The sequence below is a fragment of the Actinoplanes sp. NPDC048967 genome, from assembly GCF_040649415.1.
In the GTDB taxonomy this organism is placed as follows: domain Bacteria; phylum Actinomycetota; class Actinomycetes; order Mycobacteriales; family Micromonosporaceae; genus Actinoplanes.
On the sequence record NZ_JBEZFL010000001.1, the window covers coordinates 1,370,575 to 1,383,339 of the forward strand.

Annotated in this window: 7 protein-coding genes and 1 pseudogene; 3 read left to right on the forward strand and 5 right to left on the reverse strand. The window is 68.6% G+C overall.

Annotated elements, in window-relative coordinates; translation table 11 throughout:
• Positions 1–64 precede the first annotated feature (64 nt).
• The 3 genes from AB0C12_RS06280 to AB0C12_RS06290 all read left to right on the forward strand — a co-directional run bounded on the left by AB0C12_RS06280 (position 65) and on the right by AB0C12_RS06290 (position 5,545).
• Positions 65–1,081: an SMP-30/gluconolactonase/LRE family protein gene (locus AB0C12_RS06280; RefSeq protein ID WP_360544749.1), complete on the forward strand. Its 1,017-nt coding sequence runs from the start codon at positions 65–67 to the stop codon at positions 1,079–1,081.
• Between the two features lie 54 nt (positions 1,082–1,135).
• Positions 1,136–2,770 (forward strand): PQQ-dependent sugar dehydrogenase, encoded by a 1,635-nt coding sequence (locus AB0C12_RS06285; RefSeq protein WP_360544751.1) that lies wholly within the window; start codon positions 1,136–1,138, stop codon positions 2,768–2,770.
• Positions 2,771–3,457: 687 nt separating this feature from the next.
• Entirely contained in the window at positions 3,458–5,545 is a 2,088-nt protein-coding gene (locus AB0C12_RS06290) for an MMPL family transporter (RefSeq protein ID WP_360544753.1), read from the forward strand.
• A gap of 416 nt (positions 5,546–5,961) precedes the next feature.
• On the opposite strand, the gene AB0C12_RS06295 is transcribed toward AB0C12_RS06290, so the two are convergent.
• The 5 genes and pseudogenes from AB0C12_RS06295 to AB0C12_RS06315 all read right to left on the reverse strand — a co-directional run bounded on the left by AB0C12_RS06295 (position 5,962) and on the right by AB0C12_RS06315 (position 12,578).
• On the reverse strand, positions 5,962–7,410 hold the full coding sequence (locus tag AB0C12_RS06295) for a HAMP domain-containing sensor histidine kinase (protein ID WP_360544755.1): 1,449 nt from the start codon (positions 7,408–7,410) through the stop codon (positions 5,962–5,964).
• Positions 7,407–8,099: a response regulator transcription factor gene (locus AB0C12_RS06300; protein ID WP_360544757.1), complete on the reverse strand. Its 693-nt coding sequence runs from the start codon at positions 8,097–8,099 to the stop codon at positions 7,407–7,409. Before AB0C12_RS06300 ends, AB0C12_RS06295 begins: the two co-directional genes overlap by 4 nt.
• 257 nt (positions 8,100–8,356) lie before the next feature.
• Positions 8,357–9,709, reverse strand: coding sequence for a hypothetical protein (locus tag AB0C12_RS06305; RefSeq protein ID WP_360544759.1), 1,353 nt, complete (start codon positions 9,707–9,709; stop codon positions 8,357–8,359).
• A gap of 40 nt (positions 9,710–9,749) precedes the next feature.
• Positions 9,750–9,842: pseudogene (locus AB0C12_RS06310) on the reverse strand (IS5/IS1182 family transposase); the annotation flags it as partial.
• A 99-nt stretch (positions 9,843–9,941) separates the two neighbouring features.
• Positions 9,942–12,578: a ricin-type beta-trefoil lectin domain protein gene (locus AB0C12_RS06315; RefSeq protein WP_360544950.1), complete on the reverse strand. Its 2,637-nt coding sequence runs from the start codon at positions 12,576–12,578 to the stop codon at positions 9,942–9,944.
• Between the last annotated feature and the right edge of the window lie 187 nt (positions 12,579–12,765).

Here is a 12,765-nt window from a genome sequence, read left to right on the forward strand (position 1 = left end):
GGACTCCGACGGGTGCGTTATCGTTCGAACGTCGTCAATGTCTGAACCCATTACGAGGACGTCCATGAAAACGCGAAGTGCGCTGGTGACCGCAGGCGCGGCCGGCCTCCTGCTGGTCGCCGGCACGACCGCGGCGACTGTCGCGCAGGCCGCTGACCTCCCGCCCGGCGCCCCGCCCGGAGTCTGCCCGACCGGCACCGAGCACGGGCCCCCGCTCGCCTCGCCGACGACCACCGCTTCGCGACTCATCGGCGGCCGCACATTCCTCGAAGGCCCGGCCTGGGTCGCCGATCCCGGCTACCTGCTGATGTCCGACATGCGCGCGGCGACCGGACCCCAGCGCGTGCAACCGTCGACCATTCTGCGGTACACCCCCGGTTCAGCAACGGTCGAAACGGTGATCGCCGAGTCCGGCAGCAACGGCCTGGCCATTTCCCCGGACGGCCAGTCGATCGTCGCGGCCACCCACGACCAGCGCAGCGTCTCCCGCTATCAGCTCTCCGACCTGTCCCGGCAAGTGGTGGCCGCCAACTTCCAGGGCGCGGCATTCAACTCGCCGAACGACGTGTCGATCCGCTCCGACGGCGTCGTCTACTTCACCGACCCCGATTTCCAGCGCGGCCGCCGAGCCGACGCGATGAATGGCCGGACCAGCGTCTTCCGCGTCTCCGGCGGCACGGTCTCGCTGGTCGACGACGCCCTGCGGCAACCGAACGGCATCGCCCTGTCCCCCGACGGCAGCACTCTTTACGTCGGCGCCTACGGCGAGAACAAAATCTACAGCTATCCGGTACGGGCAGACGGCAGCACCGGCACCCGAACGCTGTTCGCCTCGATCGCCGGACCCGACGGCGGAACAATCGACTGCGCCGGCAATGTGTACTGGGCATCCGGCTCCGACGGCCTCGTCCACGTCTTCGGTCCCACCGGCACGCAACTGGGCACAATCGCCTCCGGTGCGGGAACGACCAACGTGGCATTCGGCGGTGCGGACCGGCAGACGCTGTTCATCACGTCCGGACGCACGGGCGATTCCGGGTTGTACAGCGTGCACCTGGGCGTGCCCGGCTACCCGTACTGAAATATCGCTCTTGAAAGGCCCCTCGTGACTGCATCGCGCGCTTTTCTCGCTCTGGTGGCCGTTCTGATCGGCGTACCGTTGGCTGCCGGATCTCCGGTCCGGGCCGCCGCGGCCGACACCCGGCCGCCCACCGCCCCGACCGGCCTCGCGGCCAGCGACCTGAGCTGCTCCTCGGTCACGCTGACCTGGTCGGCGTCCACCGACGACACCGGCGTCGCGTTCTACGACCTCTACCACGACGGCCAGGCGATCGGCTCGACCACCGTCGAGGTTCGCACGATCACGCTCGGTGTGGTCCCCGGGGCCCGGTGGGGCTTCTACGTCAACGCCCGGGACGCCGCCGGCAATGTGTCGCAGGCCAGCAACACCGTGACGGTCACCCCGCCGTTCTGCTCGTCGGACACCACCGCGCCGAGCGTCCCGGCCGGCCTCACCGGCAGTGCCGTCGGCACCGCGGTGACCCTGCGGTGGTCGCCCGCGACCGACGACGTCGCGGTCACCGGATACGACGTGCGGCGCGGCGGGGTCAAGGTCGGCAGTCTCACCGGTACGGCAGCCAGCCCACCCGCCACCACGTTCACCGACGTGGGCCTCACCCCGGACACGACCTACACGTACACGGTGACCGCGCGCGACGCCCAGAGCAACACGTCGGCCCCCAGCGACCCGGTCGAGGTCCACACCGGAAGCTCCTGCGCCGCCGTGTGCGCCGCCACCCAGGTGACCACGGAACGTGACCTCCCCTGGGGCCTGGTACAGCTACCGGACGGAACGGTCCTCTACGGCCAGCGCGACCTGTTCACCATCCAGGCGATGGCCGCGGACGGCACAGGCAAGCACAGCATCGGCAAGGTCCCGGACGCGGCCGGAACCAACGGCGAAGGCGGCGTGCTCGGCCTGGCGGTCTCTCCCGGCTTCGCCACCGATCACTGGCTGTACGTCTACCACACCACGGCGACGGACAACCGCATCGTCCGCTTCCAGTACGACGGCACGCTGCGCACCGAATCCCGCGAAATACTGGTGACGGGAATCCCCCGCAACAAGTACCACAACGGCGGTCGCCTCCGATTCGGCCCGGACGGCAAGCTCTATGCCGCCGCCGGAGACGGTCAGGATCCTGACCAAGCACAAGACCTCGCCAGCCTCGGCGGAAAGGTCCTGCGCCTCAACCCGGACGGCACCGTCCCGGACGACAACCCGTTCCCGGGCAGCGTGGTGTGGAGCTACGGCCACCGAAACCCGCAGGGCCTGGCCTTCGACTCCCAGGGCCGGCTGTGGGAGCAGGAATTCGGCAACAACGTGATGGACGAAACCAACCTCATCGTCAAGGGCGGCAACTACGGCTGGCCCGCCTGTGAAGGCACCATCGGCGACGCCTGCGCCAACTTCATCGCCCCGGCCCAGACCTATCCCGTTGCGGCGGCGTCGTGCAGCGGAATCGCCATCGTCCGGGATGTCATGTACATCGCCTGCCTGCGCGGCACCCGCCTGTACCGAGCGGTGATCGACGGCGACCACCTGACCGGAATTCAGCAGTACTACGTCGGCACCTACGGCCGGCTGCGCACGGTCGAACCGACCAACGACGGCAACCTGTGGCTGACCACGAGCACCGGCGGCGACAAGGACAGCATCCCCAGAAACAGCAACGAGAAGATCTTCAAAATCACCCTGGGGCAGGGCTGATCCCCCAACTCGCCGAGGGTGACGGGACGGCTGTCGCCTAATTCGTGCTGTCGTCGATGAGGATGATCACGCTGCCGGCATCAGCTTGAAGCCGAGTCCTGGGCGAACAGCGTCTCCGTGGCGCCCGGCGCCCAGGTCCGAGGCCGGGCGTCTTCGCGCCCTGCTTACGCACCAGGGCTGCGCGGTCCGGCGGCATCGCGTACACGATGGCGTGGTGCGCGATGGCGAGGTTCTCCGGTGTGAATCGGGTAACAGTCAGGGACTGCGCCTTGGTCAGGCCCGGATCGATCACCTGGCACCCGCTGGGGGCCCGCGCTGCTGTCGGCGTCCGACCCGCAGGCCGCGACGGTGAACACCCTCGCCAGAGCCGTGGTGGCCGCCCGGACCCTCCGCAGTGGACCGTCGACTTTCGTCATGGCCTGAACGTCAGGCCCAGGTCCGTGCCGTTTCGTCGTACCACGGTCGTCACCCTCGGGCGAGAGGCGGTACGACGGCACCGCGCTGATGCGTGCGCTGGGCACCTGGTTCGGCCGACCGGCCTGTGCGCCCGATTAATGATCGTCTCAGATTCGCTCGGTACGAAGTAGGCGTCAGACAAGCGATGCGACACGCCTGTAGGAGGCCAGAATGTCAGTCAACGCAGCGCAGCCCGGGGACGCGCCGCCCGGTCGGTTGGCCGCTCGGTGGGTGCCGTGGTTGGTGATCGGGTTGTGGGTGGCGCTGGCGGTGGTCATGGTGCCGTTGAGCGGGAAGTTGGGCTCGGTCACCAAAGACAGAGCCGTGGACGCCCTGCCCGCCAGTGCCGACTCCACCAAGGTGGCGGCGTTGGAGGACAAGCTTCCCGGTGGTGAGGACAACACGTTCGTCTTCGTGTACCACCGCGACCGCGGTGTGACCGCCGACGACCGCGCGGCGGTCGAGCGTCACTACAACACCTTGGCCAAGCGGTACCCGCCGAAGGTGGCACCGTCGGCCGGCGAGGACGACGAGGGCCCGGCGACGCAACGCTCCAACGACGGCAAGGCGATGCTGTTCACCCTCAACGTGAGCACGACCTACGGCGAACCGGCGGTCATCATCGGCTCGATGCGTGACATCGCGAAGGACCGCCCCGCCGGCCTGGACCTCGACGTGACCGGCCCGGCCGGGATCGACGCCGACATGGACGCTGTCTTCGACGGCATCGACGTGCAGGTCTTCCTCACCACCATCATCGTCGTCACCATCCTGCTCATCCTCACCTACCGCAGCCCGGTGTTGTGGTTCGTCCCGCTGGTAGCTGTGGGCGTGGCCGCGCTGACCGCGATGGCGACCGTCTACCTGCTCGTCAAGGGCTTCGGCCTCGTGATCAACAGCCAGAACTCGGCGCTGCTGACGATCCTGGTGTTCGGCGTCGGCACGGACTACGCGCTGTTGCTCATCGCTCGATATCGGGAGACGCTGCACCAGTACGAAAACGTCCGGGTTGCGATGCTGCACGCACTACGCCGCGCGGCGCCGGCCATCGTCGCATCCGCGGCCACCGTGGTCGCCGGCCTGCTCTGCCTGCTCGCCGCGGACCTGAACGAGACCCGCGGGCTGGGCCCGATCGGTGCGGCCGGCATCGTCTGCGCGCTGGTGGCCATGCTGACGCTGTTCCCGGCGCTGCTGGTGGTGCTCGGCAGGCGGATCTTCTGGCCGGCCATCCCCCGCTTCAACACGGCAATGCAGGCCAAGCCAGGGCTGTGGGGACGGCTCGGCACCACGATCAGCCGCCGCCCGTGGGTGGCGACGCTCGCTTCGCTCGGAATCCTCGGCGTGCTCACCGTCGGGCTGACGGGCAACACCAGCATCCTGCGCGAGCAGGACCAGTTCCTGTCCACGCCGGAGTCGGTCGCCGGCTTCACCGTTCTGCGCGAGCACTTCCCGGAACTCGGCGGCCAGCCGATGACGGTTTACACGCGGGCGGCGTACCAGGAGCAGGTTCTCAAGGTCGTCAAGGGCGTCCCCGGTGTGACTCAGACCGACCTGGGTGAGGCCAAGGGGGGCTGGGTCGACATCTCGGTGTACCCGGCCGACGCGCCGGACACCACCGCGGAGTACGACACGATCAAGCGGGTGCGCACCGCCGTGCACACGGTGAACGGGGCGGAGGCGATCGTTGGCGGGCCGAGTGCGGAGCACCTGGACACTGACGTGACCACCGGGCGCGACCAGAAGGTGGTGATCCCGCTGGTACTCGCCGTCGTCCTGATCATCCTCGGGCTGCTGCTGCGCGCAATCGTGGCCCCGCTGGTGCTGATGGCCACCGTGATCGTCTCATTCGCCGCAGCCTTCGGCGGCAGCGTGTTCGTCTTCGACACCATCCTCGGGTTCAAGGGCATCGACTATTCGGTGCCGCTGCTGGCCTTCATGTTCCTGGTGGCGCTCGGCGTCGACTACAACATCTTCCTGACCCACCGGGCCCGGGAAGAGGCCGTACACCTCGGCACCAGAGACGGCATGCTCAAAGCCCTCTCGGCCACTGGCGGCGTGATCACCTCGGCGGGCCTGGTCCTGGCGGCCACCTTCGCCGTCCTCGTCTCACTTCCGCTGGTGATGCTGGTCGAGCTCGGGTTCCTGGTCGCCTTCGGCGTGCTGCTCGACGCCCTGCTGGTGCGGTCGGTCCTGGTACCTGCCCTCACCCTGCTGATCGACCGGCGGATCTGGTGGCCGAGCCGGCTGTCCCGACCGATGGAGCTCCCGGATCGTCCACGGCCGCTGGTGGACGAACAGGAGCCCGCGCTGCAACGGTAAGCGCGGCGGCACGTACGAGATCCGGGACGGGCACCATGCCCGTCCCGGATCTTTTCATGGGCCGACGGCCGACGCCCTCGGTCCTGCACCACGCGCAAAGGCTGAGGTCGGCGGACCGCGGTGTCCTGCCCGGAGGGGGCGAGGTCGGGGCACCGCAGAGTCCTGGACCCGACGGTGAGCCGCGTGGGACCAGGTCCGCGGAACGCCGTCCCTCGACCTGCACCACGCGGGGCCGGAGCCGAAGCCGGCGCACCGCAGTGTCCTGCCCCGGCAGTGGACCGCGTGAGGCCACGCCTGAGGAACGCCGTCCCTCGACCTGCGCCGCGCGTGGCCAGAACCCGTCCCCGACAGTGAGCCGCGCAGGGCCACGCTTAGGAAACTCCGTTCCGGTGCCCTTCGCCGCGCCTCCGGGCGGGTCAGCGCATCGCGGGGTCCTCCCCGGCGGTGAGCCGCGCGATCGGGGCGGGCGGGGCCGCGGCCGGAAGGTCGACCCGGAGCAGCGCGCCACCGCGTGCGGAGCGGGCGACACCGACCCGGCCGCCGTGGGCGTCGACGACCCGCTGCACGATCGACAGCCCCAGACCGGATCCCGGCAACGCCCGAGCGCTGTCGGCCCGGTAGAACCGGTCGAACACCCTCGGTACGTCGGCGGCGTCGATGCCCGGCCCGGCGTCGTCGACCTCCAGCACCGCCGACGCGCCCTCGGCCCCGAGGCGGACCTGGACCGGCTGGTCCGCGGGGGACCACTTTCCGGCGTTGTCGATGAGGTTGAGCACCGCCCGTTGCAGCCCGGCGGGACGCCCGCTCACCCATACCGAGGTCACGTCGAGCGTGATCTCGATGTCGGGCACCCGGGAACGCGCCCGGGTCGCCGCGGCCAGGACCACGTCGGCGAGGTCAAGCAGTTCGGTGCTCTCGTCGCTGACGTCACCGCGCGCCAGGTCGGTCAGCTCGGCGGCCAGGGTGCTCAACTCGGCCACCTGGGCGCCGAGATCGTTGAGCAGCCGGGTCCGGCTCTCCGCCGGCAGCGCGCTGTCCAGGGTGCCGCGCCGATCGAGGCGGATCAGCAGCTCGACGTTGAGGCGCAGGCTGGTGAGCGGGGTCTTGAGCTCGTGGGCGGCGTCCTCGGCGAGCAGCCGCTGGGCCCGCCGGGAGTCCCTGAGCGCGGCGAGCATGTCGTTGATCGCCTGGATCAGCCGCCGGATCTCCCCGCCTCCCTCATCCGGGATGTCGGCGTCGAGATCCCGGGTGCGCGCGACACGTACCGCGGCGGCGGTCAGCCGGTCGATCGGCGCCAGCCCGGTCCGCGCCACGGTCCGCCCGACAAGGCCGCCGCCGACCACGCAGAGCAGCCCGATCAGCAGCATGCCGAACCCGAACTGGTTGATCGGGGTGTCGTCGGCGAGGTCGGCCACCTGGACCGCGCCGTCGCCGGCCCGCAGCGTGTAGATGCGGTAGCCGTCGTTCCAGTCGTCCGACTCCAGCAGGTCGGTCGACGCGCCGTGCGCCACGCGCCCGGCGTCCTCGCTGAGCGGGGGCAGGGCGGGTTGGCCGGCCGGCGTCCGGGTCGAACCGTCGGGCAGGATGACCCGCACCAGCCGACCGGATCCCGGATACGGCGGCAGCTGGACCTGCGCCAGACCGGCGCGCTCCGCGTTCGCCGCCAGGACGCGGGAGTCGGCGCGTAGCTGATCCTCGGCGGTGTCCCGCAGCTTCCGGTCCATCAGCTCGCTGGCCACCTGGAAGGACACGAACACGCTGACCGCGATGGCCGTCGCCGCGATCACCGTCATCCTGGTCCGCAGCGACTGCCGGCGCCACCATCGGGTCAGCCGGCGCGGTTCCCGGCCGGTGGACCTGCTCACGGAGGAGTCTCCCGCAACGTGTATCCCAGGCCGCGCAGCGTGTAGATCAGTCGCGGCTCACCCTCGGCCTCCATCTTGCGGCGCAGGTAGCTCACGTAAACCTGAAGGTTGTTGGCGGTGGCGCTCATGTCGAAGCCCCAGATCGCCTCGAACAGCGCGTCGCGGGTCAAGACCCGGGTCGCGTTGCGCACCAGGACCTGCAGGAGGGAGAACTCGGTCCGGGTCAGGCGCAGCGGCCGCTCGCCACGCCACGCCTCGAACCTGTCGGGATCGAGCCGGACGTCGGCGAACGACAGGACCTGCGACTCCCCGTCGCCCGGCGTACGCCGGCGCAGCAGGGCCCGTACCCGGGCCAGCAGTTCCTCGGTGGCGAACGGCTTGGGCAGGTAGTCGTCGGCGCCCGCGTCCAGCCCGGCGACCCGGTCGGAGACCTGGTCACGGGCGGTCAGCATGAGCACCGGCAGATCCCGACCCGCGGCCCGCAACCGCCGGCAGGTCTCCAACCCGCCGAGGCGGGGCATCATCACGTCGAGGATCAGCAGATCCAGCGTGTCACCGCCGGCCCCACCGACCCCGTCGAGCACAGCCAGACCGTTGGCGACGGTGCTGACGTCGTAACCCTCGACCTGGAGCACCCGCTCCAGCGACTCACGGATGGCCGCCTCGTCATCCGCGATCATGATCCGCACGCCGGCATGCCCCCTTCCAGTGGATGCTTTGCCGCTCATCCTCCCCGATCAACCTGAGGCCAGCATTAGAAACGGAGCCGCTGTGGTGCCTGCGGGGCGTGCTCTTACGGATACCCAAGTCGTCCACGCTGCGCCATGTCGCCGCCATCATGCTCAGGGCCGGCGTTCCCACCGCCCGGGTCTCCCAGACGCTGCGGCACAAGAACCTCCCCCGGCCACACGCGTTCGCGCTGCTGTCACGCAACTGACCCAAGACCTCAGCTGTTGACCCAAACTGATGAGTCGGTCGTGACGGTACCCACGGACCGGAGCACCGCGGCCACCCGGTCCCTGTTCTCCTTCAGAGGCAGGGCGGCGGACAGTTCGCCACTATCGAGCATCGCCTGGAAGCACGCCACGACGTGTTCATCCGGCTCTCCCGACGTCGGCATCCGGCCCAGGCGGCGTTCCAGGCCATCGACCAACTCATCGGCAGGCAACGGCTCCAGCGTTGCGGAGTAGCCGAACTCGCGGCCCGAGTCGCCCGGCCTTGCCGTGTAGTCGTAGTACTCCGTGAACAGCAGGCCCACTGCCACCGCGGCGCCAGGACGGCGGTGGATCTCGACCGTCAGGTGCAGGCTGAAGTCGCAGCCCGTCGCCTCCCGATAGGTCGACAGCAGCGTGTGTTTCCGCTTGCCGGATGACTCCCATGGCACGCCCGCCTCGGCGAACAGCCGCGCCACCTTCTCGGCGCTCTCCCGTCCCGCAGCGGCGCCCAGGTCTCCGCGCCCGGTCAGCTCGGCGAAACAGGCGAACAGCTCGTCCTCGGTGTGCGGCCCCTCCGGCCGGTCGAGTCGACGCTCGAGGAATGTGATCAGCTCACCCATCGAACCCAACGGCGTCCGCACGGCCGACGTCTCGGGCTCGGCGCCACGGACGAACAGCATTTGCCGGAATTCGATGGTGGGAGCATCACCCAGCGTCGTGGTGGTGACCGCCAGGGACAGATCACCACTTCGATCGAGTTGATGCCAGCGAATCGATCCCAGCCGGCGAGCCTCGGCATGCCGCCGGTACACGCGGTCGCGGCTCTCACGGAACGGCAGGTGGATGCCCAACTCGCCGCCGGCGACCAGCTCTCTGAGCGTCGCAACGACACGATCCTCTGCCTCGGCGAGCGGCGCCTCGGCCGTGTGGAGCGTCGCCGGGTCGTCGCCACGCTGGTACGACTCGTGGAACCGCAGGCGGGAGGAGCCGACGATCTCAAGGTAGAGGGTGCGGTTGTACTCACCCTCGGCCGGACGCAGACGGTCGAGAACGACGCGGCGGATCCGGCCGCGATGCTGTGTCTGCTCCTCGTGGTCGATGCCCAGGTCGGTGCACCAGTCGGCTACCTGGCCGAGTCGGTCGTCGTACAGCCCGGTGATCTTGCTGACCACCCGCTTCTCGCGGCCCGCCAGCTCCCGCACGCACGCCTCGAGACGCGACACCAGATTAGGGCCGAACCCCTGCAGACCGAGACGAAGCTCCGCATACGGCACAAGGCCGACCAGCGCGGCGACCGGCGCGGTCACGGACGCCGTGCCCTCGGCGACCGTAAAAAAGTCGTCGTAAACATCCAGAACGGTCATGCGCCGAGACTAAGCCGTGTTTCAGAAAGCGGACCGCCAACTTGTCATAGCGGGTGGCGACGCCGCGGTGGCGTTTGAGAAAGGCGATGCCGTTCTCGACGGCGTGACGCAGCTGGTAGAGCTACGGGTCGAATAGGTGGTCGGCGGCGAGGCCGAATGTCCGGCTGATCGACTCCAACCCGCGACCCGTTCTGGACCTCCGCCCACCGCCGGAGTTTCCGTCGGATCAGATTCAGGTACGGAGGGTCCAGCGCTGATTCGTACCACCGTTGCACGACCAGAGGATCAGCTTGGTGCCGTTGGCGGTGGCGGCGTTGCTGGCGTCCAGGCACAGGCCGGACTGGACACTGGAGATGCTGCCGTCGGAGTTGACGTTCCATTGCTGGTTGGCACCGCCGTGGCAGTCCCAGATGATGACCGCCGTGCCGTTCGCCGTGCCGTTGCCGTACGCGTCCAGGCACTTGTTGCCGTACACCGTCAGTTGCTTGCCGGTGCCGTAGGCCCACCGTTGTTTGGTGCTGCCGTCGCAGTCCCACAGCTGCACCTGCGTGCCGTTGGTGGTTGCCGCGTTGGGCACGTCGACGCACCGGCCGGACTGGCCCCCGACGAGCTGCCCGGCTTGCGGGGTGCTGCCGCCACCCTGCTGCCGGACGAGCGACCGGGACTCGGCCGACCGGTTGCCCTGGGCGTCGAGGACGAAGAGCCGGTAGTCCCCCGGCGACGACGGAACAGCGATCGAAGTCGCGTTCCCGGCGGCCGACGTCATCGTCGGTCCGGCCGCGAAGGTCGTCGTGCCGGACGGCGCCAGCCAGATCGTCCGCGTCGCGTCGCCGGTGCTACGGACGGGGATCGCGGCGCTCCCGCTGCCGACGAAGGTGCTGGCGGGCAGGACGTGGTCGGGCGAGACGCGCGGAGCCAGGTCCCGGAAAGACTCTTCCAACCCGGAGTTCACCGCGATGGCGTACGCCGCCGCCGGCCAGACATAGTCGGAGGACACCAGGATGTCCTGCACGGTGCTGTTGGGCAGGTTCTTGTTCGACACCTTGTTGATGGGCCCGTACGTCTGCGTGAGGCTCAGGTCGTGCTTGCGGCCGAAGTCGTCGGAGTTGATCAGCCAGGTGACGTTCTTGTCGACGCTGAGGACGTTGTTCCGGAAGGTGATGTACGCCGAGCCCTCGTCGGGATGCAGGCCGTATTTGTGGCCGGCCGGCACACCCTGCAGATAGTTGTCGGTGATGGTGGTTCCGGGCTGACTGCCGAGCGTGTAGATCGGAGCCGTGTCGCTGAGGCGCTGCACCGTGTCGATGATGTGGTTCTGGCTGATCGTGTTGTTCCGTGCCGTCGTGGTGGGACGGTTCGGCGCGATCGAGCCGGATGACCCGTCGAAGTTCCACCATCCCCAACCGAGGGTGATGCCGGACCAGGGCGCCTTCTCGATCCGGTTGTGCTGCACGGTCAGGGTGTCGACGAAGTACGCCGACACGGGACTGTGACCGTTGAAGAGCACCGCACTGTCGTACAGGTAATTGTTCTTGATCTCGATGTTCTTCAGCAGTCCTTCGACCTGGGCCGGGTACTTCTCCCGGTTGGCGGAGGTGTGGTCGCCGATGTAGACGTGCTGCGGGTGCCCGACCGAGACCGCGGAGCCGGCCACATCGTTGGTGTAGTTGCCGATCAGCTGACTGCCCTGGACGTCGTTCAGCAGGCTGATCCCGTCGGCGCCGGTGTGCTGGACGCGGTTGCGCTGAAAGAGGATCCCGTCGGCGTTCTGCACTTCGATCATGGCGGGCGTGACGTCGACGTTGCGGTAGTAGTAGGCGTGGAAGTTCTGCTTGGCGTACGCGATCGCACCGAGATTGCCCTGTTGCGCCTGCTTGAACGACGATCCGGCGACATTGAAGAGATTCCAGTCGGAGTGCTGGACGGTGAGACCGGAGAAGGTGATGTTGCGGGCGTGGCTGCTCGTCGAGGTGCCTGACACCCGTAGCAGGGTGGTCACGTTGGCGGGCGCGAAGACCGACGCGGTCGACATGTTCTCGGCCTCGGCCTTGTAGTAGTACAGCGTCCGGCTGGTCTTGTCGAAGAAGAACTCGCCCGGCGCGTCCAGGAACTCGTAGGCGTTCATGACCTTGTGGGAGCCACCGACCTGCGCGTTGCCGTTGAAGGCGCCCTGGGCGATGGCCGCGCCCGGCTGCTGGAACAGCGCGACCCGGCTGCCGCCCTCGGTGGTCACCTGACGAACCCCGACGATGGCCGAGGTCCAGGTCGTCGACGTCTCGATCTCGATGTCGTCCTGGTTGGCGGCGATGGCCGGGAAGTCGGACGTGCTGTATCGCGAGCCGGCGCACTGCGACCCCGATTCCCACGCCCATGCGGCCTGCCCGGCGGTGATCGTGTACGACCCCTGGCAGCCGGACGAGGCGATCGTCTTCGAGGCCATGTACGCCCGCTTGTCGTTGACGTAGAGCGCACGCAGCTTGGTGGCCCGGTCGAGCGGCGCCTTCCAGATGTTGCCGGTGTGCTGACTCCAGCCGGTCACCCGGGTGCCGCCCTCGAGAATCGGGGTCTCGCCGGGATAGGCGGCGTAGACGACCCGGTGGTTGTTGGTTCCCGAATCGCCCGGCCCGAATTCGATGGTGCTGCCCACGGGGTAACTGCCGCCGCGCACGTACACCTGGATGTCACCGGTCATGTTCCCGTTGACGGTCCGGACCACGTCGCGAGCGCGTTGCAAGGTCCGGAACGGTGCCGAGATCGATCCCGGGTCGGCGTCGTTTCCGTCGGCCGCGACGTAGTAGGTCGCCTGCACCGCGGCGGCGGCGGCAGCGCTGTGGCCGGCCACAGCCACAGACGTGGCGGCGATGACCATCGCGGCGGCCAGCAGCGACTTCCCCAGACTCTTCACGTGGCGCTCCCTCGCTTCATCCAGGATCGGTCACACTGCTCGCACGTCATTGAGCGACGACAATATAGACAGATGATTTCGCGCTTCACAAGCAGGCTTTTTAATGAAGGTGTGGTCGCCCGGAGGCCTCGGCGTAACACTTTTTGAAAGC

Coding starts and splice junctions, on each gene's coding strand:
- AB0C12_RS06280 (WP_360544749.1), top strand. CDS start 65: ATGAAAACGCGAAGTGCGCTGGTGACCGCAGGCGCGGCCGGCCTCCTG.
- AB0C12_RS06305 (WP_360544759.1), bottom strand. CDS start 9,709: ATGACCGTTCTGGATGTTTACGACGACTTTTTTACGGTCGCCGAGGGC.
- AB0C12_RS06315 (WP_360544950.1), bottom strand. CDS start 12,578: ATGGTCATCGCCGCCACGTCTGTGGCTGTGGCCGGCCACAGCGCTGCC.